The sequence below is a fragment of the Hafnia sp. HMSC23F03 genome, assembly GCF_001816025.1.
Classification (GTDB): Bacteria; Pseudomonadota; Gammaproteobacteria; order Enterobacterales; family Enterobacteriaceae; genus Hafnia; species Hafnia paralvei.
In genome coordinates, this window is record NZ_KV824211.1 from 37366 (window position 1) to 64110 (window position 26745).

Annotated in this window: 20 protein-coding genes; 14 read left to right on the forward strand and 6 right to left on the reverse strand. The window is 49.3% G+C overall.

Going from position 1 to position 26745, the window contains the following annotated elements:
- Positions 1-37: 37 nt before the first annotated feature.
- The 3 genes from dnaJ (at position 38) to nhaR (ending at position 3708) form a co-directional block, all read left to right on the forward strand.
- On the forward strand, positions 38-1165 hold the full coding sequence (dnaJ, locus tag HMPREF3091_RS05220) for a molecular chaperone DnaJ (protein WP_004089150.1): 1128 nt from the start codon (positions 38-40) through the stop codon (positions 1163-1165).
- Positions 1166-1387: 222 nt separating this feature from the next.
- On the forward strand, positions 1388-2569 hold the full coding sequence (nhaA, locus tag HMPREF3091_RS05225) for a Na+/H+ antiporter NhaA (RefSeq protein WP_004089147.1): 1182 nt from the start codon (positions 1388-1390) through the stop codon (positions 2567-2569).
- Positions 2570-2805: 236 nt separating this feature from the next.
- Positions 2806-3708, forward strand: a complete 903-nt coding sequence (nhaR, locus tag HMPREF3091_RS05230) for a transcriptional activator NhaR (RefSeq protein ID WP_004089142.1) — start codon at positions 2806-2808, stop codon at positions 3706-3708.
- A gap of 68 nt (positions 3709-3776) precedes the next feature.
- On the opposite strand, the gene rpsT is transcribed toward nhaR, so the two are convergent.
- On the reverse strand, positions 3777-4040 hold the full coding sequence (rpsT, locus tag HMPREF3091_RS05235) for a 30S ribosomal protein S20 (RefSeq protein WP_008814663.1): 264 nt from the start codon (positions 4038-4040) through the stop codon (positions 3777-3779).
- A gap of 408 nt (positions 4041-4448) precedes the next feature.
- Between rpsT and ribF the strand changes: the two genes are divergently transcribed.
- The 6 genes from ribF to HMPREF3091_RS05265 all read left to right on the forward strand — a co-directional run bounded on the left by ribF (position 4449) and on the right by HMPREF3091_RS05265 (position 11274).
- Positions 4449-5387, forward strand: a complete 939-nt coding sequence (gene ribF, locus HMPREF3091_RS05240) for a bifunctional riboflavin kinase/FAD synthetase (RefSeq protein WP_004089138.1) — start codon at positions 4449-4451, stop codon at positions 5385-5387.
- A 92-nt stretch (positions 5388-5479) separates the two neighbouring features.
- Positions 5480-8329: an isoleucine--tRNA ligase gene (ileS, locus tag HMPREF3091_RS05245; RefSeq protein ID WP_070714607.1), complete on the forward strand. Its 2850-nt coding sequence runs from the start codon at positions 5480-5482 to the stop codon at positions 8327-8329.
- 11 nt (positions 8330-8340) lie between these two features.
- Positions 8341-8829, forward strand: coding sequence for a signal peptidase II (lspA, locus tag HMPREF3091_RS05250; RefSeq protein WP_035502109.1), 489 nt, complete (start codon positions 8341-8343; stop codon positions 8827-8829).
- Positions 8830-8834: 5 nt separating this feature from the next.
- Complete coding sequence (gene fkpB, locus HMPREF3091_RS05255) at positions 8835-9305, forward strand: FKBP-type peptidyl-prolyl cis-trans isomerase (RefSeq protein WP_008814659.1); 471 nt, start codon at positions 8835-8837, stop codon at positions 9303-9305.
- Positions 9286-10233, forward strand: a complete 948-nt coding sequence (ispH, locus tag HMPREF3091_RS05260; protein WP_004089131.1) for a 4-hydroxy-3-methylbut-2-enyl diphosphate reductase — start codon at positions 9286-9288, stop codon at positions 10231-10233. The genes fkpB and ispH overlap by 20 nt, the downstream gene beginning before the upstream one ends.
- Positions 10234-10290: 57 nt before the next feature.
- Positions 10291-11274, forward strand: coding sequence for an alpha/beta hydrolase family protein (locus HMPREF3091_RS05265; RefSeq protein ID WP_070714609.1), 984 nt, complete (start codon positions 10291-10293; stop codon positions 11272-11274).
- Between the two features lie 260 nt (positions 11275-11534).
- Here the strand turns inward: HMPREF3091_RS05265 and xdhC are convergent, their stop codons facing one another.
- The 3 genes from xdhC to xdhA are packed head-to-tail and all read right to left on the reverse strand — an operon-like array spanning position 11535 to position 15174.
- Positions 11535-12011, reverse strand: coding sequence for a xanthine dehydrogenase iron sulfur-binding subunit XdhC (xdhC, locus tag HMPREF3091_RS05270; RefSeq protein WP_004089122.1), 477 nt, complete (start codon positions 12009-12011; stop codon positions 11535-11537).
- Positions 12008-12886: a xanthine dehydrogenase FAD-binding subunit XdhB gene (gene xdhB, locus HMPREF3091_RS05275; RefSeq protein WP_004089121.1), complete on the reverse strand. Its 879-nt coding sequence runs from the start codon at positions 12884-12886 to the stop codon at positions 12008-12010. Before xdhB ends, xdhC begins: the two co-directional genes overlap by 4 nt.
- 2 nt (positions 12887-12888) lie before the next feature.
- A complete protein-coding gene (xdhA, locus tag HMPREF3091_RS05280) occupies positions 12889-15174 on the reverse strand; it encodes a xanthine dehydrogenase molybdenum-binding subunit XdhA (RefSeq protein ID WP_004089117.1) in 2286 nt (761 codons plus the stop codon).
- A gap of 513 nt (positions 15175-15687) precedes the next feature.
- Between xdhA and dapB the strand changes: the two genes are divergently transcribed.
- The 5 genes from dapB to kefC all read left to right on the forward strand — a co-directional run bounded on the left by dapB (position 15688) and on the right by kefC (position 24095).
- Positions 15688-16509 (forward strand): 4-hydroxy-tetrahydrodipicolinate reductase, encoded by an 822-nt coding sequence (gene dapB, locus HMPREF3091_RS05285; protein ID WP_070714611.1) that lies wholly within the window; start codon positions 15688-15690, stop codon positions 16507-16509.
- Between the two features lie 470 nt (positions 16510-16979).
- A complete protein-coding gene (gene carA / locus HMPREF3091_RS05290) occupies positions 16980-18167 on the forward strand; it encodes a glutamine-hydrolyzing carbamoyl-phosphate synthase small subunit (RefSeq protein ID WP_070714613.1) in 1188 nt (395 codons plus the stop codon).
- Positions 18168-18185: 18 nt separating this feature from the next.
- A complete protein-coding gene (gene carB / locus HMPREF3091_RS05295) occupies positions 18186-21410 on the forward strand; it encodes a carbamoyl-phosphate synthase large subunit (protein WP_070714615.1) in 3225 nt (1074 codons plus the stop codon).
- A 233-nt stretch (positions 21411-21643) separates the two neighbouring features.
- Entirely contained in the window at positions 21644-22216 is a 573-nt protein-coding gene (gene kefF / locus HMPREF3091_RS05300) for a glutathione-regulated potassium-efflux system oxidoreductase KefF (protein WP_004089097.1), read from the forward strand.
- Positions 22209-24095, forward strand: a complete 1887-nt coding sequence (gene kefC / locus HMPREF3091_RS05305; RefSeq protein ID WP_070714616.1) for a glutathione-regulated potassium-efflux system protein KefC — start codon at positions 22209-22211, stop codon at positions 24093-24095. The genes kefF and kefC overlap by 8 nt, the downstream gene beginning before the upstream one ends.
- A gap of 141 nt (positions 24096-24236) precedes the next feature.
- On the opposite strand, the gene HMPREF3091_RS05310 is transcribed toward kefC, so the two are convergent.
- The gene (locus HMPREF3091_RS05310; RefSeq protein ID WP_070714617.1) at positions 24237-25226 is read right to left on the reverse strand and encodes an SPFH domain-containing protein; all 990 of its coding nucleotides are present in this window, start codon (positions 25224-25226) and stop codon (positions 24237-24239) included.
- Between the two features lie 3 nt (positions 25227-25229).
- Entirely contained in the window at positions 25230-26582 is a 1353-nt protein-coding gene (locus HMPREF3091_RS05315; protein WP_070714619.1) for a hypothetical protein, read from the reverse strand.
- Positions 26583-26745 lie beyond the last annotated feature (163 nt).

Genomic DNA, 26745 nt, shown 5'->3' on the forward strand with positions numbered 1-26745 from the left:
ACGCCCGTGCAGTTATGTTAAGGGCAGGATAAATAGAATGGCGAAAAGAGACTATTACGAGGTTTTGGGCGTATCCCGCGACGCGGAAGAGCGCGAAATCAAAAAGGCTTATAAGCGCCTAGCGATGAAGTTCCATCCTGACCGCAATCAGGATACGGACGCAGAGGAAAAGTTTAAAGAGGTCAAAGAGGCCTACGAAATCTTAACCGATGCGCAGAAGCGTGCAGCCTATGATCAGTACGGTCATGCCGCCTTTGAACAAGGTGGGATGGGCGGCGGTGGTGGCTACGGCGGCGGTGCAGACTTCAGCGACATCTTTGGTGACGTGTTCGGCGACATCTTCGGCGGCGGTCGTCGTCAGCGTGCGACCCGTGGTGCAGATCTCCGTTACAACATGGAGCTGACGCTGGAAGAAGCGGTACGCGGTGTGACCAAAGAAATTCGCATTCCTACACTGGTTGAATGCGAAGTTTGCCACGGCAGCGGAGCGAAGAAAGGCACTGATCCAGTGACTTGTCCAACCTGTCATGGTGCAGGTCAGGTACAGATGCGTCAGGGCTTCTTTACCGTACAACAACCGTGTCCACACTGTCATGGTCGTGGCCAAATTATCAAAGATCCGTGCAACAAATGTCACGGTCATGGCCGCGTAGAGAAATCCAAAACGCTGTCGGTGAAAATTCCTGCAGGTGTTGATACTGGTGACCGTATCCGCTTAAGCGGCGAAGGGGAAGCCGGTGAGCACGGAGCGCCAGCTGGCGATCTGTATGTGCAGGTACAGGTGAAAGCTCACCCTATCTTTGAGCGCGAAGATAATAACCTGTTCTGTGAAGTGCCGATCAACTTTGCCATGGCTGCACTTGGCGGTGAGATTGAAGTTCCTACGCTTGATGGACGCGTGAAGCTGAAAATCCCTGCTGAAACTCAAACCGGAAAGATGTTCCGCATGCGCGGTAAAGGGGTTAAATCCGTGCGTGGTGGGAGTCAGGGCGACCTGCTGTGCCGCGTAGTGGTTGAGACTCCGGTTAACCTAAACGAGAAGCAGAAACAGCTGTTGCGTGAGCTAGAGGATAGTTTTGGCGATTCTTCGAGCGCTAATAACAGCCCGCGTTCTAAAAGTTTTCTCGACGGTGTAAAGAAATTCTTCGACGATTTAACTCGTTAGGATTTTCTTTAAAAATAAGCAGTTAATAAAAAATCCCTACCTAATCCGTGGGGATTTTTTTACATTTTGTGTGACGAAACTCATCAATAACTCGGTTTTTCCTTGGTTAATAGCACTTATAAACTACTTTTCCCGAAATAAAGTAATCCGTAAACTAACTGCATTAATTCGTTCTCTCGCCCATTATTAACGAATGTGTGTAAGGAGTTTCTGAGAGTGACTATGGTAACCCGTGCAATCCGTCAGTTTCTGCGCCTTGAGGCCGCTGGCGGCATAATTCTCATCATGGCCGCTATCGTGGCTTTAGTTCTGGCAAACAGCCCGCTACAGGGCCTTTATCAGCAGTTTTTAGATTCGCCAGTTCAGTTCCGTTTTATGGCATTGGATATCAACAAAACTCTGCTGTTGTGGGTCAACGATGCCCTGATGGCCATCTTCTTTTTGGTGGTTGGCTTAGAAGTTAAGCGTGAGCTGATGTGTGGCTCACTCGCCAGCCGAGACAAGGCCATTTTCCCAGCAATCGCTGCTCTTGGCGGAATGCTGGCTCCGGCGTTGATCTACCTTGCATTTAACCATGCCGATCCTATTACCAGCCAAGGCTGGGCGATCCCTGCTGCTACGGATATCGCTTTTGCCTTAGGCGTCATGGCGCTGCTGGGTAAGAGAGTACCAACCAGCTTGAAAGTCTTTCTGCTGGCGCTAGCGATTATTGATGACCTAGGCGTTATCGTGATTATCGCCTTGTTCTATACGCATGAGGTTTCTTTATCGGCATTAGGCGTGGCGGCGGCATCTATTGCGGTGCTGGGATATCTCAACTGGCGTGGGGTAGGGAAATCCTCGGTTTATCTGTTAGTTGGCGCGGTACTGTGGACGGCTATTCTTAAATCGGGCGTTCATGCCACGCTGGCAGGCGTTATCGTTGGCTTTATGTTGCCAATCAAAGCCAAGAACGGCAAACGTCCAGCCGAAAAATTAGAGCACAGCCTGCATCCATGGGTAGCCTATCTCATTCTGCCGCTGTTTGCTTTTGTGAACGCGGGAGTCTCTCTGCAGGGCGTATCTCTAGGCGATCTAACCGGCGTTCTTCCTGCTGGGATTATGATGGGGCTGTTTATTGGTAAACCTCTGGGGATTTTCCTGTTTAGCTGGGTGGCGGTGAAAATCGGTATCGCACGTTTACCAGGTGGGATTAATTTCCGCCATATCTTTGCTGTCTCGGTGCTATGCGGTATCGGTTTTACCATGTCTATTTTCATTGCTTCACTGGCGTTTGTTGGAGGGGCACCTGAGCTTGCAACCTATTCAAGATTAGGGATTTTACTTGGGTCTACGGCATCTGCCTTAGTGGGATATATGTTACTAAGGCGTGTACTACCACGGCGAGCTGCCGACGAGGAGTAATCCACCTTACCTGAGACGCTCCAACATTAATTGGGGCGTCTTTTGTAATCTGGCTCCCGTTGAAGAGGCACCGTCATAGGTCGTCAGCGGTTTTAGTGGCAAGATAAGCCATACGCCGCTGCGTTTTTCTTGGCGCACAGTTTGTGCTGCCTTCTTGATTAGCCCTAAAGGGCAAACACTGCAGCAATGTTCGCATGGTGATTAACCCATGTAGGACGTAATAGGAGAGCACTATCGTGCGTCTAGCACATATCAATTTTAACCATCTGTATTACTTCTGGCAGGTTTGCAAAGAAGGGTCGGTGGTCGGCGCGGCTGAAGCGCTGTTTTTAACACCTCAAACCATCACCGGGCAGATTAAAGCTTTAGAGGAGCGGTTAGGCGGGAAACTGTTTAAACGCCAAGGACGTGGCTTAGTACCTTCAGAGCTGGGACAGCTCGTTTTCCGTTATGCCGATCGTATGTTCATGCTCAGCCAAGAAATGCTGGATATCGTGAACTATCGCAAAGAATCTAACATGCTGTTTGACGTTGGTGTGGCTGATGCGTTGTCGAAGCGCCTGGTGAGTCAGGTGCTAGAAACTGCGGTAGCAGACCATGAGCAAATTCATTTACGTTGCTTCGAGTCTACGCATGAAATGCTGCTGGAACAGTTGAGTCAGCATAAGCTCGATATGATTTTATCCGACTGCCCCGTTGATTCTAGCCAGCAAGAAGGGCTGTTTTCAGTAAAGCTGGGCGAGTGTGGCGTCAGTTTCTTTTGCCGTCAGCCGCTGCCAGAGCAGCCATTTCCGGCTTGTCTCGAGCAACGGAAACTGCTGATCCCAGGCCGCAGAACCATGTTAGGCCGTAAATTGTTGAACTGGTTTAATAGCCAAGGGCTCACAGTACAAATCCTCGGGGAATTTGATGATGCCGCCTTGATGAAGGCATTTGCTCAATTTCATGATGCAATTTTTGTTGCTCCGTCGATTTATGCGCAGGATATGTACGCCAATGAATCGGATAACATCAAGGAAGTGGGGCGAATTGATAACTTGCAGGAAGAGTACTACGTGATTTTTGCCGAGCGAATGATCCAGCATCCGGCCGTTCAACGCGTATGTAACAAAGATTTCTCAGCGTTATTTAGCCGTTAACACTCAGTTTTTAGGCGTAAAAAAACCGGCCTAGGCCGGTTTTTTTCAAAGCTACCAACGTAAAGCAATTACTGCATTGCGTTGATTTGCGCGACCAAGTTTGACTTATGGCGTGCAGCTTTGTTTTTGTGGATCAGGCCTTTACAAGCCTGGCGATCCACGATTGGTTGCATTTCGTTAAATGCGTTTTGTGCAGCGGCTTTATCGCCGGTTGCAATCGCCGCGTATACTTTCTTAAGGAAAGTACGCATCATGGAGCGACGGCTAGCGTTGTGCTTGCGGCGCTTCTCAGATTGTACGGCGCGTTTCTTAGCTGATTTGATATTAGCCAAGGTCCAACTCCCAAAATATTCTATGAGGACAATTCAAAGGCCGAGAAATATGCCTTTTTAGCCCTCTGTTGTCAATGGATTTGTGCAAATAAGCGTCGCTTGTACGAACGACACTTTCGCGTTGTGATGGCGCGGGATTTTACCAGCTTTGTCCCTTGGAATACACCCTTTCGAGAGTTTTTTCCTGTGCGGTTGCTGATTATATCAGCGTTTGCAACAAAAACGCAGGTTTAGCGAAATATCATTTAGCCGATGCGTAAATAGAGTGGCATAAATCACGCGTAATGTATTTAACCGGCGGCTTATCTCCGGTATGGTGGCAGAATCCCTTTAAACTCTCTAATCGCTGGTTAACCTTAGTCTCTGTACAAGGTATAATCCGCCGATTTCCACTGTTTTGAGCCTGATATGGAGCTAATTCGCGGCATTCACAATCTACGGGCGCGCCATCATGGCTGCGTGCTGACGATCGGTAATTTCGATGGTGTGCACCGCGGTCATCAGGCCTTGCTAACCCGTTTGAAGCAGGAAGGGAAACGCTTGGGGTTGCCAGTCATGGTGATGATTTTTGAACCCCAACCGTTAGAGCTGTTTAGCGCAGACAAAGCGCCAGCTCGCCTGACTCGGTTACGCGATAAATGTCATTATCTGGCAGACGCAGGAGTTGATTATCTTCTGTGTGTTCGTTTTAACCGTGATTTTGCGGCGAATTCAGCTCATGACTTTGTTAAAAAGTTACTCGTTGAAAAGCTCGGCGTAAAATATCTGATGGTCGGTGATGATTTTCGTTTTGGCGCAGGGCGCGAAGGCGATTATGAGTTGTTGAAGTTGGCGGGAGCACAGTTCGGTTTTACCGTAACTAACTCTGATAGCTTCTGCGAAGGCAATAAACGCATTAGCAGCACCGCCGTTCGACAGGCATTGCAGGAAGATAAGCTTGATCTAGCGGAAAGCCTATTAGGCCACCCATACAGCATCTCTGGGCGCGTTGTGCACGGTGATGAAGTTGGGCGAACGATAGGTTTTCCAACGGCTAACCTGCCGCTTAAGCGGCTGGTGGCACCGGTAAAAGGTGTTTACGCCGTGGATGTTTATGGGCTGGGGCCAACGCCGTTACCCGGTGTTGCGAATATCGGCACCCGCCCGACAGTCGCTGGCGTACGTCAGCAGTTAGAAGTCCATCTGCTGGATACCACGATGGATCTTTATGGACGCCACATTGATGTGGTGCTCCGCGCAAAACTGCGCAATGAACAGCGTTTTGCTTCGCTTGATGCATTAAAGCAACAAATCGCCAATGATGTGGTGACGGCCCGTGAGTTTTTTGGGCTGGCGACACCGGTTTAATCTATATACATATACCCAAAGTCACAGAGGCTGCCGTTGAGCGAGCCGTTTGTTGAGCCAAGGGGATAGCCGAAAACGGAACCGAGAATCGAATGAGTGATTATAAGAATACCCTGAACTTGCCGGAAACAGGGTTCCCGATGCGCGGCGATCTCGCCAAGCGCGAGCCTGGCATGCTGCAACGTTGGTATGAGCAGGATCTGTACGGGATTATCCGTAACGCGAAAAAAGGCAAGAAAACCTTCATTCTGCACGATGGCCCTCCTTATGCGAACGGCAGTATTCATATTGGTCACTCAGTAAACAAGATTCTTAAAGACATTATTATTAAGTCCAAAGGGCTGAGCGGTTTTGACTCCCCGTATATTCCGGGTTGGGACTGTCATGGTTTGCCTATTGAGCTGAAAGTTGAGCAGTTGATCGGCAAGCCGGGCGAAAAGTTCAGCGCCGCCGAGTTCCGTGCTAAATGTCGTGAATACGCAGCTGAGCAGGTTGAAGGTCAGAAAGCAGATTTCAAACGTCTTGGTGTGCTGGGCGATTGGGATCACCCATACCTGACCATGGCGTTCGACACTGAAGCTAACATCATTCGTGCTTTGGCTAAAATCGTGGATAACGGCCATCTGATGAAAGGCGCTAAGCCAGTTCATTGGTGCCCAGACTGTGGTTCTTCACTGGCTGAAGCTGAAGTTGAATATTATGACAAAACCTCGCCATCCATTGACGTGCGCTTTGCTGCGGTCAATAAAGACGAAGTGCTGGCGAAATTTGGCGTGAAAAACGTCGAAGGCAACGTTTCCGTGGTTATCTGGACAACCACGCCGTGGACTATGCCTGCAAACCGTGCGATTTCTTTGCATCCTGACTTTGAATACCAGTTAGTGCAGGTTGAAGGTGAATGCCTGATCTTGGCGGCCGATCTGGTTGAAAGCGTGATGAAACGCGCAGGTATCACGTCTTGGATCGTGCTGGCAAGCTGCAAAGGTGCTGATTTAGAACTACAGCGCTTCCAGCATCCGTTTATGGGCTTTGATGTGCCTATCGTTCTGGGTGAGCACGTTACGCTGGAAGCCGGTACGGGGGCCGTTCATACCGCGCCAGGTCACGGCCCTGACGACTATGTTATCGGTCAGAAATATGGTTTGGAAACGGCTAACCCAGTCGGTCCGAACGGCTGCTACCTGAAGGGGACTTTCCCTGGTCTGGATGGTTTGTTTGTCTTCAAAGCCAACGACGTGGTGGTTGAGCTGCTGAAAGAGCATGGTGCGCTGCTGCACGTGGAAAAAATGAATCACAGCTATCCATGCTGCTGGCGTCATAAAACGCCGATCATCTTCCGTGCGACCCCACAGTGGTTTATCAGCATGGATCAGAAAGGCCTGCGCAAGCAGTCTCTGGCTGAGATCGACGAAATCGAACAGGTTGGCCTGAAAGAAAATGGTCTAAGCGGCTGGATCCCTGCATGGGGTAAAGCGCGTATCGAATCGATGGTTGCGAACCGTCCTGACTGGTGTATTTCTCGTCAGCGTACATGGGGCGTTCCAATGTCGATGTTCGTGCATAAAGAGACTCAGGAACTGCACCCGCGTACCACTGAATTGATGGAAGAAGTGGCTAAGCGCGTTGAGAAAGACGGCATTCAGGCATGGTGGGATCTGGATCCAAAAGACATTCTGGGCGCAGACGCTGACCAGTATGAAAAAGTGCCTGATACCTTGGACGTATGGTTTGACTCTGGCTCAACCAGCTTCTCTGTGGTGGATGCGCGTCCTGAATTCCACGGCAACACGGCAGATATGTATCTGGAAGGTTCTGACCAGCATCGTGGCTGGTTCATGTCCTCGCTGATGATTTCTACAGCGATGAAAGGCAAAGCGCCTTATCGTCAGGTACTGACCCACGGTTTCACCGTTGATGGTCAGGGACGCAAGATGTCCAAATCAATCGGTAATACCGTAAGTCCTCAGGATGTGATGAACAAACTGGGTGGCGATATCCTGCGTCTGTGGGTTGCATCTACCGATTACACCGGCGAAATCGCGGTATCCGACGAAATTCTGAAACGCTCTGCGGATTCTTATCGTCGTATTCGTAACACTGCACGCTTCTTGCTGGCTAACCTGAATGGTTTCGACCCGAAACAGCACATGGTTAAGCCTGAAGACATGGTGGTGTTGGATCGCTGGGCGGTTGAGCGCGCGATGGAAGCACAGAAGGAAATTCTGGTCTCTTACGAGAACTATGACTTCCATGAAGTGGTTCAGCGTCTGATGCAGTTCTGCTCGGTTGAAATGGGCTCCTTCTATCTGGATATCATTAAAGACCGCCAGTACACCACTAAAGCAGACAGCATTGCGCGTCGCAGCTGCCAGACCGCGCTGTACCATATCGCTGAAGCATTGGTTCGCTGGATGGCGCCAATTATGTCCTTCACCGCTGATGAACTGTGGGGCTATCTGCCGGGCGAACGTGCTGAGTTTGTCTTCACTGAAGAGTGGTATCAAGGGCTGTTTGGTTTGGGTGATTCCGAGTCCATGAATAATGACTTCTGGGCCGAGTTGCTGAAAGTTCGTGGCGAAGTGAACAAGGTGATTGAACAGGCGCGTAACGATAAGCGCGTTGGCGGTTCTCTGGAAGCGAGCGTAACGCTGTATGCCGATGATGCTCTGATGGCTAAACTGAACAGTCTGGAAGATGAGCTGCGTTTCGTGCTGATCACCTCCGGCGCTCAGGTTGAACCGTTGGCGAATGCGCCGGCCGATGCGGTACAAAGCGACGTGTTGAAAGGACTGAAAGTGGCGCTGAGCAAGGCTGATGGCCAGAAATGCCCACGCTGCTGGCACTTCTCTACCAAAATTGGTCAGAGCGCCGAGCATCCAGAACTGTGCCCACGCTGCGTGATCAACGTCGCCGGTCATGGCGAACAACGTAAGTTTGCATAATGGCAGGTGCAATGAAACGACCAATGATGTCTACAGGACTGCGCTGGCTCTGGCTGGTGCTGGTCGTGTTAGTGATAGATTTAGGCAGCAAGTATTTAATCCTACAAGAGTTCGCTTTAGGTGAAACCAAAGTATTGCTGCCATCGTTAAATCTTCACTATGCACGTAACTACGGCGCCGCTTTCAGCTTTTTAGCTGACAGCGGTGGCTGGCAGCGCTGGTTCTTTGCTGGCATTGCCATTGGGATCTGTGTGGTGTTGTTAGTGATGATGTATCGCTCAAGTGCGACACAAAAACTGAATAACATCGCCTATGCCCTGATCATCGGTGGTGCGCTGGGCAATTTGTTTGATCGACTCTGGCATGGGTTCGTCGTCGATATGATCGACTTCTACGTTGGAGACTGGCATTTTGCCACCTTTAACTTAGCGGACTCTGCCATTTGCATTGGCGCGGCGCTCATTGTTTTGGAAGGTTTCCTTCCTAAGAAAAAGGGATAACCGTTATGACTCAGCAAGTGCAGAGCAACAGCGCAGTATTAGTGCATTTCACCTTGCAGTTAGAGGATGGCACTCAGGCTGAATCTACGCGCAGCAGTGGCAAGCCCGCTCTGTTTCGTTTAGGCGACGGTAGTTTGTCTGACGCGTTGGAAGAGCACTTGCTGGGACATAAGGTGGGCGATAAGTTTCAGTTCACTTTACAGCCGCAGGATGCTTTTGGTGAGAACAGCCCCGATCTCGTCCAGTTCTTTACCCGCCGTGATTTCGCCGATGTAGGCGTTCCAGAAGCGGGAACTATTATGATGTTCACTGGCCGAGACGGCAGCGAAATGCCGGGTATCGTGCGTGAAGTTGCCTGTGATTCAGTGACCGTTGATTTTAACCATCCGCTTGCGGGACATCCGGTCGCCTTTGACGTAGAGGTGTTGGAGATTGACCCGCAGCAGGGAGACGTTGATGCAAATCCTGCTGGCTAATCCGCGCGGTTTCTGCGCGGGTGTCGACCGGGCTATTAGTATCGTAGAACGCGCGCTAGAAATTTATGGCGCGCCGATTTATGTCCGTCATGAAGTTGTACATAACCGTTATGTCGTCAACAGCCTGCGTGAGCGCGGAGCCGTGTTTATTGAAGAGATCAGCGAAGTCCCTGATAACACGATTCTGATTTTCTCCGCGCATGGTGTCTCTCAGGCCGTACGTGCAGAAGCCAAAGCACGTAATCTCACTATGCTGTTTGATGCAACCTGCCCGCTGGTGACTAAAGTCCATATGGAAGTTGCCCGTGCTAGCCGTAAAGGGACTGAAGCCATTTTAATTGGCCATGCGGGACATCCAGAAGTCGAAGGCACGATGGGCCAGTACAACAACCCTGAAGGGGGGATGTATCTGGTTGAATCGCCAGAGGACGTGTGGAAGTTGCAGGTTAAAAATGAAGCCAACCTATGCTTCATGACGCAAACCACGCTTTCAGTGGATGATACGTCAGACATTATTGACGCACTGCGCGAGCGTTTTCCGCAGATTATTGGTCCACGTAAAGATGATATTTGCTATGCGACCACCAATCGTCAGGAAGCCGTACGTAACTTGGCTGCTGAGGCCGAAGTGGTGTTGGTCGTTGGTTCAAAGAACTCATCGAATTCAAATCGTTTAGCCGAATTGGCACAACGCGCAGGCATTCCAGCATTTTTGATCGACTCTGCTGAAGATATCCGCGAAGAGTGGCTAGAAGGTGTGAATTGCATTGGTGTCACTGCGGGCGCTTCTGCTCCCGATATTCTGGTGCAAGAAGTGATTAAACGTCTTCAGGCATTAGGGGGCGAAGGTTCGGTTGAGATGCAAGGCCGTGAAGAAAACATTGTTTTCGAAGTGCCGAAAGAACTGCGAGTTAAACTATTGGATTAAAATTTTGCCCCACTTCGGTGGGGCGCTTAATGGATGTTATACGAAACGGAGTTTCTCATGGAAGGTTACAAGTATTTCTCTAAGCGTGTAATGACGCTGATGGTTTTGGTTGCCAGTGTGTTTGTCAGTGGGTGTGATAACAGCGCAGCAACTCCTGAGAGTTTGAGCAGTGCTCGGGCAAAATTCAAAACAGAAATTGTCGATACCAGTTTCCAAGGCGATGGTGAACCGGCAACTCCCCCCGCAGATATCTTTTCTCTCGTAAGTTATCCTGCCAAAGACGGCAAAATGGCGGCATTTCTGACACCTGATCCCCATGATGGAAAAAAACATCCTGCGGTTATTTGGCTAGTGGGTGGATATGGCGGCATTGGCAGCGATGATTTTTTCTGGACCGAGCAAGATCGCAGTAACGACCAAAGTGGTAGCGCATTTAGAAAATCGGGCTTAGTGATGATGGTGCCAAGTTTTCGTGGGGAAAATGCTAACCCAGGAAAATATGAGATGTTTTATGGTGAAATAGACGACTTAGAGTCAGCCAGAAAATACTTAGCATCACAGACTTATGTTGATCCAAATCGGATTTATTTAGCAGGGCATAGCACGGGGGGAACTCGTGTTCTTTTGGGCAGTGAATATTTAACAGGGTTTAGAGCGGCATTTTCACTGGGCGGCATTCCCGATCTGAAAAAACGTATCGAGGGCGGGAATATGATGGTTGCCGTACCATTTAATCAGAATAACCCTGAAGAATTTCGTCTACGCTCTCCTGGCGAGTTTATAACATCAATAAAATCGCCAACCTTTTATTTCGAAGGTGAAGAGTATTTCTGGCCAGAGTTCAATGATTTAAAAGTGGTTGCTAAAGAAAAGTCTATCCCGCTGCATATCTATAAAATAGATGGTGGAGACCACTTTAATATCATTACTCCGGTAACCGAAATGATAGCTCAAAAAATTCTTCAAGATACCGACGATAAAGTGAATATTTCGTTCAGCGATGGCGATCTGCGTACCATTCAAAACGGTATCTCTCATTAGTTTCTGTGTGTGGGTTTAAATTTTTACGGAAATTTTTCTGCTGTTAAAGGCCAGTTTTACTGGCCTTTTGTGAATGTCGTCGGTCACGTAGATTCGTTAAACAATATTTGTTCCAGAAACATGAGCATAATGAATTCGGATAATGCTTCTTGCTAGCACGGTAGAATGAGTGGAAAGGCGATGACAGCGATTTTAGGTGCTCTAAATGGATAGAGCACCCGGTGAGATGTCGTGCTTATTCCTAGGCAGCAAATATTCTGCTATTCACCCTTACATGCATCTACTGCGCGGATCACCATTTGATACCCCGTACAACGGCATAGATTACCCGCTAATCCTCGGCGGATTTCTTCGTGCGTCAGCGGGCGAGACGTATGTTTAGCCAGCAATGCCGTCGTTGCCATCACCAAACCCGGCGTGCAGAATCCGCACTGTACCGCGCCAGCATTGACGTATGCCTGCTGTACTTTTGATATTTCCCCGTTTTTCACTTCGCCTTCGGCGGTGCGGATCTGCTTACCATCGGCCCATACGGCGAGGTATAAGCAACTGTCGGTGGCAACACCGTCAATCAGCACGGTGCAAGCACCGCATTCTCCGACTCCGCATCCCTGCTTCACGCTGGTTAGGCCTTGCTCACGTAGCAATTCCATTAAAGACATCGCCGGAGACAGGCAAAATTGATAGGTTTTGCCATTAATTTGGCACTCAATATCAACCCAGTTTTTATGTTTCATTGGATATGTCCTCCAGCGCGTTCAACGGCTAATGTGATAGCCCGTTGGGCCAAGGTGCGGATCAGATGTAGACGAAATGATTTTTCTGCGCGCCAAGATGAGCGTGGTGAAACATCTTGAGCAACGGCCTCGCTAACGGCGGCGAGAGTTTGCTGGGTAATTGGCTGACCGATGGCGCATTTTTCAGCCTGTGGGCAGCGAATTGGCGTAGGCGCCGCCACCCCATAGGTTAAGCGCAGTTCTGTAAAACGCCCTTCGGCAATGCGGCAAACCGCCGTGCAGCCAATAGTGGCGATATCCATCGCGCCGCGCATCGCGTATTTAATGTAACTGCTGCCGATATTTTGGTAATAGGCCGGAGCAAAGTGGAAAGCCACCACGATTTCACCTTGCTGTAGCGCCACTTTACCGGGGCCTGTGTGAAAACCTTCGATTGAGCGTTTATAGCTTCCGCTTTGGGTGGCGATTTCTAATTCGGCTTTGAGCGCCAGCGTAGGGGACGCCGAGTCTGCGCTGGTGGCGCCGTTGCAGATATTGCCACCGAAGGTTGCTACGTTACGCACCTGTGGCCCCGCGATGGTGGCCGCAGCCTCGGCAAGTAGAGGCAGATGCTGTTGGATCAATGGATGTTCAATTATTTCAGTAAAGGTCGTGGCTGAACCGATCCGCAGATGGTTATGGCGATCGAGTGTGATCCCTTTGAGCTCAGCTAAGTCGTGAATATCGACGATATGACGATACTTAGGATTAAGGTGATGCAGTTGGATTAACACATCCGTGCCACCGGCCAGCAGACGAGCCTGTGGGTGTTCAGTGAGCAGCTCACAGGCATGTTGTACGTTGCGAGCGCGGTGATAGCTTTCAATATCGTACATGATTACTCCCTGATGAGTCCGGCGAGAACAAATTCGTTAAACAGCGTCTTAGGCGTGATGGGTAAGGTGTTAATTGCCACGCCGGTCGCCATGCGGATTGCATTCCTGATTGCCGGAGCGGGCGAGATAATCGGTGGTTCACCCAGTGCTTTATGCCCATACGCCGACTGCGGCTCGTAGGTGTCAACAAAGGCACAGTCCAGATCGGGCAGATCCATAATGGTGGGGAACTTATAGTCCAGCAGGTTTGGATTGCGTACTACGCCGGTTTTCTCATCGATAATCATCTCCTCAAACAGCGCCCAACCAATTCCCATTCCCATGCCACCATGTACCTGACCTTCCGCTAACTGAGGGTTAAGAATTCGGCCAGAATCATGCAAATTGAGGATCTTGTTGATCGTGACTTTGCACAAAGGAATATCGATGGTGAGGTCGACAAAGGTGCAGCCAAAAGCTGGTGGGTTAGTCGTGGTTTTGTGCGAGATTTCAGCCAGCAACTGAGCGCCGATTTCCTGATGATAATAGGCATGCATAGAGACATCAGCGACGCTCATCAGTACCATTTCAGGCTGTGCGGCCATCACCACATTCCCATCGAGTAGCGTAAGCCCCCACTGAGGCTGGTGGCTAATCAATTCGGCATGAGCCAGAATTTTGCTACGCAACTCGGTCGCCGCCTGTCTAACCGCGGGCGCAGCTACGTAGCTCTGACGCGATGCAAATGCGCCCGGATCGTAGGCGGTAATATCGGTGTCTTGGGTGGAGATGACGCGAATATGCTCAAAGGGAAGCCCCAGCGTTTCCGCCGCCATCTGAGCGAATACGGTATCTGAACCTTGCCCAATCTCCGTGGCTCCTATCTGCAGATTAACCGTACCGTCTTGATTAAGCAGCATTCGAGCGCCTGCAATTTCAACGCCGACCGGATAGGTATTGGAGCCATAGCTGAAGCAGGCAACGCCAATGCCGCGCCGCACGTCTCCGCTTTGCTGCTGGCATTCGGCTTTGCGCGCGTCCCACTCAAACATGTCGCGGCCTTTTTCCAGACATTCGACTAATCCAGCGCTGTATATGGTTTTGTGGTTAACCGGATTAGTATCGCCGCTGCGTGCGGCATTCAATAAGCGGACCTCCACGGCATCCAACGCAAGTTTTTCGGCGGCGTCATCTAGTAAACACTCGAGGGCAAAAGCGACCTGAGGCGCACCGTATCCCCGCATGGCACCCGCGGCAGGATAGTTGGAATAGTGGGTGAGGGCAGAATAGCCAAAGGCACTGCGGGGATAGAGATAGCTAATTTTGTTGGCACCGGCAGATGCAATAGAGTGCCCATGAGAAGCGTAAGCACCGGTGTTGGAGAGCACATCAAGCTGGTAGCCGGTGAGTATGCCGTCTTTATTGAGCCCTAACTTGGCATCAATGCTGAATGCATGGCGAGTCCGAGAGGCAAAAAAGCACTCTTCACGGCTCAATTCGACCTTAACTGGAATACCGCCCATTTTCAGCGTCAGAAACGCCGCCATAGGTTCTTCTAAAACGTCCTGCTTGTTACCAAAACCACCGCCAATATAGGGTTTAATCACGCGAATATTTGACCACGGCAACCCCAACGCTTGAGCAACGGTGCGGCGAACGATTTGAGGAATTTGGGTGCTGGAGACAATCACAATGTGATCGGGCTGTTCCATATAAGCGAAACAGGTCACGCTTTCCATGTGGCAATGCTGAATCACCGGCGTTTGAAAGTGTGCGCAGAGCTGTAAATCAGCCGCTGAGATCGCCTCTGTCGGCTGATTCGCGCTGATGTCGCTTTTTTTCAGTATGTTTCCATTCGGATGGATGGGGGTTGCGCCTTCTGCCAGAGCGGCTTGGGCGTTGGTGATGACCGGCAATTCCTGATAGGTCACTTCGACAAGGGCTGCGGCGCGTTCTGCCGTAAGCGCATCTCTGGCAACCACAATAGCGACCCCATCACCAAAATGGCGGACGTGCTGGGTCAACAGACTGCGGTCGGCCACGTCACGTTTGGCGGCCTCTAAGGACCAAGCGTGCCCTGCTGTAGGGAAGAGGAGTTCGGGTACATCTTTAAAGGTAAAAATCGCTTCTACGCCGGGCATGGCTAGCGCAGCAGAAGTATCAATAGCGGTGACCTTCGCATGGGCAACTGGGCTGCGTACGTATTTGGCATAGCGCATCCCTGGCATTTGATGATCGTCGGTATAACGGGCGCGTCCGGTAACCTTTGCTTCAGCATCAACCCGCTTGAGTGGTGATCCTAACGACATAGCTTTCTCCTTAGAGGAGCGTGGTTTTTTTAATAAAATGAAGGGAAATGTATAAACAGAATAAAAGCAGCAAGATGCACGCCAGCGGGTGCTATTGAATGGTGTGATTTTCGGAAACGTGAGAATGATCGGCTGTTTTTCACCGGTAGGGCCACAGAATGTGACCAACGGCAGTTTTAGGCGTTGAAAGGGGGGCTGAGGCCTATCAAAGTGGGAATATTGGTATCAAATTGACACTGAGCTTATCGTAATGAGATGTTAGCTCTACCGGCGCTAACTGTTTGGTTTTGCATGATTATGCTGGTGATTATTTTTTATTCTCTGCTTCTGTTTTAGGCCAGAAACATCCCGTTTTGAAATTGTTATTGCTGATGATATTGAGCTCTCATCGCAATTTTCTAATTACAGAGCATTTTTTCTGGCAGTGACATCTTAGAGCCGTTAACCTGAAACTAACATTGCAGGCTCATTGACCATATTGCTGAGCGAAATTAAATAATTAAGAGAGGGAAGATGTCTAATTCTCAGATCCGTATTGCTATCGCTGGGGCTGGCGGGCGTATGGGGCGCCAACTGATCAGCGCTGCCGCAAACACAAATGGTGTCGTACTTGGCGCAGCTTTTGAACGTGAAGGGTCTTCATTATTAGGCGTTGATGCGGGGGAGCTTGCCGGCATCGGTAAAACCGGTATTGTCGTGAGTTCCAGCCTGCAAGATGCCGCCGATAGTTTTGATGTATTGATTGATTTTACCCGTCCAGAGGGCACGTTATCCCATCTTGAGTTCTGCGTGAAGCAACGTAAAAACATGGTGATTGGTACGACCGGCTTTGATGACGCGGGTAAGGCGGCGATTCGTCAGGCCGCTGAATCTATCGCGATTGTATTTGCGGCCAACTTTAGCGTGGGTGTCAATGTGATGCTCAAACTGCTAGAAAAAGCCGCTAAAGTCATGGGGGATTACACCGACATTGAGATTATCGAAGCTCATCATCGTCATAAGGTCGATGCGCCATCGGGAACGGCTTTGGCAATGGGGGAAACTATTGCGCAGGCGCTTGGACGTGACCTCAAAGAGTGTGCGGTATATTCCCGCGAAGGGCATACGGGGGAACGCGATCCTAAGAGCATCGGCTTCGCCACTATTCGTGCAGGAGATATTGTGGGAGAGCATACGGCGATGTTTGCCGATGTGGGAGAGCGTATTGAAATTACTCATAAAGCATCGAGCCGGATGACGTTTGCTAGCGGTGCAGTGCGCGCGGCTGCATGGGTAGGCACTCGATCGACGGGGCTCTTTGATATGCGAGATGTTCTTTCTCTCAATGAACTCTAGTTAAATTACGTATTTTTGTTTTATTTTGTTGTTTTTAATCTTATATAAAACCCATGTATAGCAGTGTGTTATATGTGGGTTTTTGCTTTTTATGGGGTGGTTTTATTTTTTGGTTGTTAAATTGGTATAAGTAAGTGTATTTTACTTTTTGTTAACCTTGATGGAAACTCTGATTGACCTTTGTAGTGGAAAATTGCATCATAACCCCATTGCCGCTGAACTCCGATACTGGCAACCGTTTTCTATTTTCAATTAATATCTTCTTTTGACCGCTTCGTTGTAAAAATCAATTCAAAGCTGTAAAAAACACAAAAAAATCCCGTTTTCAGGTAGACAAGGATTCATCGCGTCTTTAGAATGCGCGCAATTTGCCGGAAATTAGTCAAGAAGGCAGTTTTTTGCGTTGATTTAGATCGAATGATCTGCATTAATATGCAAATAATGTGACTGAATATTCTTTGGAGGGTGTTTTGATTAAGTCAGCTATATTGGTTCTGGAAGACGGAACCCAGTTTCACGGTCGGTCGATAGGCGCAGATGGATCGGCAGTGGGCGAGGTGGTCTTCAATACGTCAATGACCGGTTATCAAGAAATCCTTACTGATCCTTCCTATTCCCGCCAGCTAGTCACTCTTACTTATCCTCATATCGGTAACGTCGGCACCAACGCCTCTGATGAAGAATCCTCCGCTGTTCATGCTCAAGGTCTGATTATTCGCGATCTGCCTCTGATTGCCAGCAACTACCGGAGCACAGAATCGCTCTCTGATTATCTGAAACGTCACAACGTCGTCGCTATTGCTGATATTGATACGCGTAAGCTGACCCGTCTACTGCGTGAGAAAGGCGCACAGAACGGCTGCATTATTACTGGCTCGGTAGATGGCTCATTGCCAGATGCGCAGCTCGCGCTGGAAAAAGCGCGCGCGTTCCCAGGCCTAAAAGGGATGGATTTGGCCAAAGAAGTCACAACCCGAGAATCTTACGCATGGACTCAAGGTAGCTGGACGCTGATGGGCGATTTACCCGCTGCGAAAGAAGCGTCTGAGCTGCCATTCCACGTTGTTGCCTACGATTACGGCGTCAAACGTAACATTTTACGCATGTTGGTCGACAGAGGCTGTCGCTTGACGGTCGTACCCGCGCAAACTCCTGCTGAAGATGTACTGAAACTTAATCCAGATGGCATTTTCTTATCGAATGGCCCGGGGGATCCTGAACCATGCGATTACGCCATTCGCGCGATTAAAACCTTCTTGGATACGGATATTCCGGTGTTTGGCATCTGTTTAGGTCATCAGCTTTTAGCACTGGCCAGCGGAGCCAAGACTATCAAGATGAAGTTGGGTCACCACGGCGGCAACCATCCGGTGAAAGATCTGGATAAAAACGTAGTGATGATTACTGCTCAAAATCATGGTTTTGCCGTTGACGGCGATAATTTGCCGCAGACGCTGCGCGTTACGCACACATCATTGTTTGACCACACGGTTCAGGGCATTCACCGTACCGATAAGGCCGCATTTAGCTTCCAAGGGCACCCAGAAGCGAGCCCTGGTCCACATGATGCTGCGCCGCTGTTCGACCACTTTATTGATTTAATTCAGAACTACCGTTCCACGGGTTCAGTCAATACCCAAGCCGTAAACGCTAAATAATCAGGAGCAATAAACAAAATGCCAAAACGTACTGATATAAAAAGCATCCTGATTCTGGGCGCAGGCCCGATTGTTATCGGCCAAGCATGCGAGTTCGACTACTCTGGTGCGCAGGCATGCAAAGCGCTGCGCGAAGAAGGCTACCGCGTGATTCTGGTGAACTCCAACCCAGCTACGATCATGACCGACCCAGAGATGGCTGATGCGACTTACATCGAGCCGATCCACTGGGAAGTCGTGCGCAAAATCATCGAAAAAGAGCGCCCTGATGCCGTTCTTCCGACGATGGGGGGCCAGACCGCGCTGAACTGTGCGCTGGAGCTGGAACGTCAGGGCGTACTTGCTGAGTTTGGCGTCACCATGATTGGTGCAACCGCTGACGCGATTGATAAAGCTGAGGATCGCCGCCGTTTCGATATCGCGATGAAGAAAATTGGTTTGGACACCGCGCGTTCCGGCATTGCCCACACCATGGAAGAGGCGCTTGCCGTCGCGGCTGACGTTGGCTTCCCATGCATTATTCGCCCTTCCTTCACCATGGGGGGAACCGGTGGCGGTATTGCATATAACCGTGAAGAGTTCGAAGAGATTTGCGAGCGCGGCTTGGATCTTTCCCCAACCAAAGAATTGCTGATTGATGAATCGCTGATTGGCTGGAAAGAGTACGAGATGGAAGTGGTGCGTGATAAAAATGACAACTGCATCATCGTCTGCTCGATTGAAAACTTCGATGCGATGGGGATCCATACCGGTGACTCAATTACCGTCGCGCCAGCGCAAACGCTGACAGATAAAGAATATCAAATCATGCGTAACGCTTCGATGGCGGTACTGCGTGAAATTGGCGTAGAAACCGGCGGCTCCAACGTTCAGTTCGCGGTGAACCCGAAAAATGGCCGCCTGATTGTTATCGAAATGAACCCGCGAGTCTCCCGCTCTTCAGCGTTGGCCTCAAAAGCGACAGGTTTCCCGATTGCGAAAGTTGCGGCAAAACTGGCAGTGGGTTACACCCTTGACGAACTGATGAACGACATCACCGGCGGTCGTACTCCGGCGTCGTTTGAACCGTCTATCGACTATGTTGTCACCAAAATTCCTCGCTTCAACTTTGAAAAGTTTGCAGGTGCCAATGACCGTTTGACCACCCAGATGAAATCAGTGGGTGAAGTGATGGCCATTGGCCGCACGCAGCAGGAATCCTTACAGAAAGCGTTGCGCGGTCTGGAAGTCGGCGCGGCAGGATTTGATCCGAAAGTTAGTCTTGATGACCCTGAAGCGCTGACTAAAATCCGTCGTGAACTCAAAGACGCTGGCGCTGAGCGTATTTGGTACATCGCTGATGCCTTCCGTGCAGGGCTGTCCGTGGATGGCGTATTTAACCTGACTAATATTGACCGCTGGTTCTTGGTGCAAATCGAAGAGTTGGTGCGCTTGGAAGAACGTGTGGCTGAAGTGGGCATTAATGGGCTGAGCTACGAATTCCTGCGCCAACTGAAGCGTAAAGGTTTTGCCGATGCGCGTTTGGCTAAGCTGGCTGGTGTCGCTGAGACTGAGATTCGTAAACTGCGTCACAAATACAATCTGCATCCGGTCTACAAACGCGTCGATACCTGCGCCGCAGAATTTGCGACTGACACGGCTTACATGTACTCCACCTATGAAGAAGAGTGTGAGTCTAACCCGAATAACGATCGTCCAAAAATCATGGTGCTGGGCGGTGGTCCGAACCGTATCGGCCAAGGGATTGAGTTTGACTACTGCTGCGTCCATGCATCACTGGCGCTGCGTGAAGATGGTTATGAAACCATCATGGTTAACTGTAACCCAGAAACCGTTTCAACCGACTATGATACCTCAGACCGACTGTACTTCGAACCTGTCACGCTTGAAGACGTGCTGGAAATTGTTGCGGTTGAGAAACCTCAAGGCGTCATCGTGCAATACGGCGGTCAGACTCCGCTGAAATTGGCTCGTGCGCTGGAAGCCGCGGGCGTACCGGTGATTGGCACCAGTCCTGATGCCATTGACCGTGCTGAAGACCGCGAGCGTTTCCAGCAGGCGGTGGTTCGTTTAGGCCTGAAGCAGCCAGCAAACGCGACGGTGTCAACGATTGAGCAGGCGATTGAGAAGGGCGCGGCGATCGGCTATCCGCTGGTGGTTCGCCCTTCCTACGTACTTGGTGGGCGCGCGATGGAAATCGTTTACGACGAAATCGACCTGCGTCGCTACTTCCAGAATGCGGTGAGCGTATCTAACGATGCGCCGGTGCTGCTGGATCACTTCCTTGATGACGCCGTTGAAGTCGACGTTGACGCTATCTGTGACGGTGAGCGGGTGCTGATTGGCGGCATCATGGAGCACATCGAACAGGCGGGCGTTCACTCCGGTGACTCTGCGTGCTCTTTGCCTGCTTATACGCTGAGCCAAGAGATTCAGGACGTGATGCGTCAGCAGGCTGAAAAGCTGGCGATGGAGCTGGGCGTGCGTGGCTTGATGAACGTACAGTTTGCGGTCAAAGATAACGAAGTTTATCTGATTGAAGTTAACCCACGTGCGGCGCGTACGGTTCCGTTTGTATCGAAAGCGACGGGGGTTCCGCTAGCGAAGGTTGCGGCTCGAGTCATGGCTGGTCAAAAGCTGGCTCAGCAGGGCATAACTAAAGAAGTGATTCCTCCATACTACTCAGTGAAAGAAGTGGTGCTGCCGTTCAATAAGTTCCCTGGCGTAGACCCTATTTTAGGGCCAGAAATGCGTTCGACAGGGGAAGTGATGGGCGTGGGTCGCACTTTTGCGGAAGCGTTCTCGAAGGCGATGCTGGGCAGCCAGTCTAAGGTGAAAACGCCGGGCCGTGCGCTGTTATCGGTTCGCGAAGGGGATAAACACCGCGTGGTGGACTTAGCCGCTAAATTGCTTAAGCAAGGCTTTGAGCTGGATGCCACTCACGGTACCGCGATTGTGCTGGGTGAAGCAGGGATTAACCCTCGTTTAGTCAACAAGGTGCATGAGGGGCGTCCACATATTCAGGACCGCATCAAAAACGGTGAGTATTCTTACATTGTGAACACCACCGCTGGTCGTCAGGCGATTGAAGATTCTAAGCTGATTCGCCGCAGTGCGCTGCAGTATAAAGTGCACTATGACACAACGCTTAATGGCGGTTTTGCTACTGCGATGGCACTGAACTCCGATCCAACCGATCAGGTTATCTCGGTGCAGGAAATGCATGCTCGCCTGAAAGGATAAGCCGTATTTAACTATATAAAGCCTGACTTCGGTTGGGCTTTTTTTTTAGGAATTTTCACTTCATTCAAAAACTTGAGAAACTTATTTAAATATTTCGGATTTCATTTTTCTCTATTGCTGTCATGCTATTCACTGAGTTAGACCTTAAGTTTTGCCTGTCTCATCTAGCCGGTATTAATGACATTAATATTTGGGTCTAAGATAAATTAAGGCTTCCGTACAACGAGAATCGCATGATCCTGATTATTTACGCCCATCCTTATCCTCGGCATTCCCATGCCAATAAGCGCCTATTAGACGCGGTGTCTAATATTCCAGAAGTCAAAGTCCGTTCACTCTATGACCTTTACCCCGATTTTAATATCAACGTGGCTGCCGAGCAGCAAGCGCTCAGTCAGGCTGACCTGATTATCCTGCAACACCCGATGCAGTGGTATAGCGTGCCGCCGTTGCTCAAACTGTGGATGGATAAGGTTTTGGAGCACGGTTGGGCCTACGGCCATAACGGTAAGGCTTTGGAAGGCAAGGATTTCATGTGGGCGGTAACCACCGGGGGTAACGATCATCACTTTGATTTGGGCGATCATCCCAGTTTTCCGGTTCTGTCTCAGCCAATCCAAGCCACGGCTATTTACTGTGGCATGAACTGGCTGCCATATTTTGCCGAACATAATACGTTTTCCTGTGATGAGCCTGCGCTTATACGCGCCAGTGAAAGCTATCGTCGGCGCCTGATGAACTATCTGATGCTGCATTCAGAAACGGAATTACCGCAAACCGATGCAGAGGAACCGACTCATGGATAATCACGGCATGATGATTGAGGGGCTGATTTACCTTGGCTCTGCGGCGCTGTTCGTGCCACTGGCGGTACGCCTAGGATTAGGCTCGGTTTTAGGCTATTTGATTGCGGGTTGCATCATTGGTCCGTGGGGGCTAAGGCTGGTATCGGATGCAGAATCTATCCTCACCTTTGCAGAGATCGGCGTGGTGTTGATGCTGTTTGTCATCGGGCTTGAGTTGGATCCTAAGCGCCTATGGACGCTACGAGCTTCGGTGTTTGGCGGCGGTAGTATTCAGATGGTGGGCTGCGGTCTGGTGCTGAGTCTGTTCTGCTATCTGCTGGGATTAAGTTGGCAGGTCGCGTTGCTGATTGGTCTAACGTTGGCCCTCTCTTCGACCGCAATTGCGATGCAGGCGATGAGCGAGCGTAATTTAACGCCTTCTCCGGTTGGACGTTCCTCGTTTGCTGTGCTGCTGTTTCAGGATATCGCCGCAATTCCACTGGTTGCGATGATCCCCTTGCTCGCCAGCAGTGGTGCGACGACAACCATGGGCGCGTTTGTCATGTCAGCGGCTAAGGTGGTCGGAGCGTTGGCTGTTGTGATCCTGCTTGGGCGCTATGTTACTCGTCCATTGCTGCATTTTGTGGCTCGCTCTGGTATGCGAGAAGTGTTTAGCGCCGTGGCGTTGTTCTTGGTGTTTGGCTTTGGCGCGTTGCTGGAAATGGCCGGAATGTCGATGGCGATGGGGGCATTTTTGGCTGGTGTGCTTCTGGCGAGCTCAGAGTATCGACACGCGCTTGAAAGTGATATTCAACCGTTTAAGGGATTGTTACTTGGGCTGTTTTTTATCGGCGTGGGAATGTCGATCGATTTTGGCACGTTGTTTAGTCACCCGTTACTGATCGCAACGCTGCTGTTTGGATTTCTGATCCTTAAGGGGGTTTTGCTCTGGCTAGTCGCTCCTATTTTGGGCGTGCCGCGTAAGCAACGCGCGTTGTTTGCCGTATTGTTAGGGCAGGGAAGTGAATTTGCATTTGTGGTCTTTGGGGCTGCGCAAATGGCGGGTGTGTTACCTGCTGAATGGGCGAAATCGTTGACGCTGGCAGTGGCGTTATCAATGGCAGTCACTCCGATTTTGCTGGTGGTCTATTCGCGGCTCGAGAAAAACGTTAAGCAGGAAGAGCGCCCACAGGACATTATCGATGATGAAAATGCCAGTGTGATTATTGCCGGTTTTGGCCGCTTCGGGCAGATCGCCGGGCGTCTGCTGTTAGCCAATGATGTACATACGGTGGTACTGGATCACGATCCCGATCATGTTGAAACGTTGCGTAAATTTGGCATGAAGGTCTTTTACGGCGACGCAACTCGCGTCGATTTGCTGGAGTCAGCTGGTGCGGCAAAGGCCAAAGTATTAATCAACGCGATCGATGATGTCGATGCCAATCTGCAACTCACCGAGTTGGCGCAGGAACATTTTCCACACCTGAAAATTGTTGCGCGTGCACGTGATGTCGACCACTACTATCAACTACGTCAGCGTGGGGTTGAGTTTGTCGAGCGAGAGCTGTTTGAAGGCTCGCTGCGCGTAGGGCGTAATGTCTTGGAACACCTTGGCTGCGGCGCTTATGAAGCACGTGAAAAGGCAGATATTTTCCGTCGCTATAATGTGCAAATGCTGGAAGATACTGTGCCTAACTACGAAGATGTCGAATTCCGTTTGGCGAGCTTACAGCGGGCTAAAGAGATGTTGAGTCAGGCGATAGAACAAGATAAGGCGCGTTTGACCATTGCTCAGCAAAGCGGTTGGCGCGGTAGTATCGATGGCAAGTCACCGGATCTCGATCCTATGGTAACCATTCATGAAGAGGACGTGCCGAAGTTGCAGAAAGAGGCATAGTCTTTCGCCCTCTTCTTTTTTGATATAAGAAGAGGGCGTTTTAATTAGCTTAAGGCGACTTTCAAGCCTAATCCAATCAGCATGACACCCAGTAAACGGTTGCTGCTCGAGTTATGCCATATCCACAGGGTGTTGTTCCAATTACATAGTATCTAGGATGCTTTTCTTTTTAGCATCAAACTCTTGCTGAGTTAGAATGCCATCATCCAACAGGGTTTTTAGTACGCGCAGTTTTGCCTGAAAATCGTCTTGTGTGCCACTTTGATGTGACTGCAATAGCGTCTTACCAAGATCTAATCCAGCACCCAGTTGCAACCCCGCGCCTGCCAATCCTGATTCATTATTGGCCGCATCTCTCAATGCTCGCAGTTTCTCCAGCTCAACATAATTAAGCCCAACTTCACTCGCTGAAGCGGCTTCCACTTTCATATGTGCGAGCTGCTTGATACGTGCCTGCGTGTCATCGCTAAATGATGTGCCGGAAATGCGCATATCGGTCAAGGCAAAACCGAGATCGGTATAGATCTGATTGATAACGGCTTTCAGTTCATTAGATAGATCTGCAATGTGAGCATCAATCTGTTCGTAACCATAGCTGGCTTTTGCGAGCAAAGAGGCTATCTCTGGAGCGATGCGTGAGTTAAGAATTTTTTGTGCATCAGCGATGGTAAATATATCTTTGCTGCCGACAATATTCTCAAAAAACAGCCGAGCATCATCAATACGAAACGAATAGGTTCCATGAGCGCCGAGTTCAACCGCAAATTGATATTTAGGATCGGCATATTTGATCGGTGAAGAGGTTCCCCATTGCTGATTAACTTGTTCCGTTTTTAAGTAGAAATAGATATACAGCTTGTGCTCATTTTCGAAGTTGCGTAGCAGGTTACTCAATGTCGTAATAAAAGGCGTATTATCGGTCTTCAGATTGTGAATACCGGGCTCATTTAACACGTCCAGAATCTTACCTTCATAGACCAGAATGCAGCCCTGTCCTGGGGCAACAATCAGCTTGCTTGCATTCTTGATTTCATCACTTGGCATCACCAATCGGGCAAACAGCACCCGAGGATTGGCATTTTTCCATTCGATAACGCTAGGTAACTGTTTTTTGAATAATTTATTGAACATGGATTAGCCCTCATTCCCTAACGTGTGGGTGTTTTTTATCTGGCCTTGAGCATCAATTTCAGACAAATCGTGACAGCTTTTTTTAATCAAAAAACCGTCACCAAGCGGATACATCTCCGTCATATTTTTTGCTGGTATTGCCCAAATCACGGCACCGGTATTGGTATCAATTTTTTGTAAGTTATATTCCGCATCTGGGCTAGCATTGGCTTGAACTTTGATGAATAGATTTTTTTCATCATAATAAAAAACAGAAGGGGAGAAATAAGTTCGATCGGCATCGGTTAAGCTCTTAAACGAGACGATTCGGTGTTCTTCTTGGTCTTTTATTTTTCTAGTGGGTCCAACGTGGTTTCTTGATTTATCATCATATTCATCAGCCCATTTTAGCTTATTTATAGTGTATTTAGGGCCGCCAATATTATCTTGATAGATAATATTGAGCAATTCAATTCGATCTTGATTGCTAATAGTCCATATACCAATAAATTGATATGCTACTTTTTCTTTATGCTTTTTAAGCAAACTATTCATAAAACGTCGGGCTGAATAGATTTCATCATGGACATAAGCTTTGTCCACGATAGGGTAATAGAAAATACTCCCTCCGTCATTAGTTAAAATATTAAATCCGCTTTCATTATTTTCGGGAGTAAATCCGATAGTCGCAATTCCAGACTGGAATTCCTTATGCCGAGAGAAAAACTCTGGGCTAACGGGATCTATTGAAAGACTATCTGGGTTTAAACGAAATAATTCACGCTGATTTAGAATTAGATAAATATTGCCATCTTCAAATTTCCGTTGTTTCCAACCTCTTCCCATGGTTATAGAAAAACGGTTCACCTTTGAGTGAAAATCGATGCGAGATTCCTTGATAACCTTATTTGAATTTAGATCGGTGAAGACGGCAAAGTAGCCAGCCTCAGGATCTTCGGATTCTTGTGGATCATCTGCGGCACCCCGCTTTTTAGCAACCAGAGAAAAGAATATATTTTTCTGAGTGTTAAGCAAGGGGAAGCACATCTCTGCGTCAACTTTTAGTTTATCCGCGGGTTGTGTTATTGTGACTATACGAGTTGTGGGTGATTTTGAAAGCAGAGAAAACAACACGACACAGACCATAGTTAAACCTATGGCAATACCTAAGTAAATTTTAATAATCGGGCGACTATCGCTTCGCTGTGGCTGGCTTTGCTGCTCTAAATTATGATATTTAACATGAATATGGATATCATCATTATCGAGAAAGTATTCGGTTTCACAGCTCTGACAGATATATTGATCTTCCTTGACCAGTGTTTTCTGAGGACTTCCACATTGTGGGCATTTAATTGCTTTTAATTTTTTTGCCATTTTTTATACCACCATGAGTTCCGTCTCTTGGGTAATCAGAATAAACGGATAAAACCTGTAATGGCGTCGATTATTACAAAACTCGCTGGTGCTAGCAACTTTAAAGACGAGTTGCATTTCAGTATCATAATTTAAGTTGCTGAGGTGTTAGTCACGCTTATTT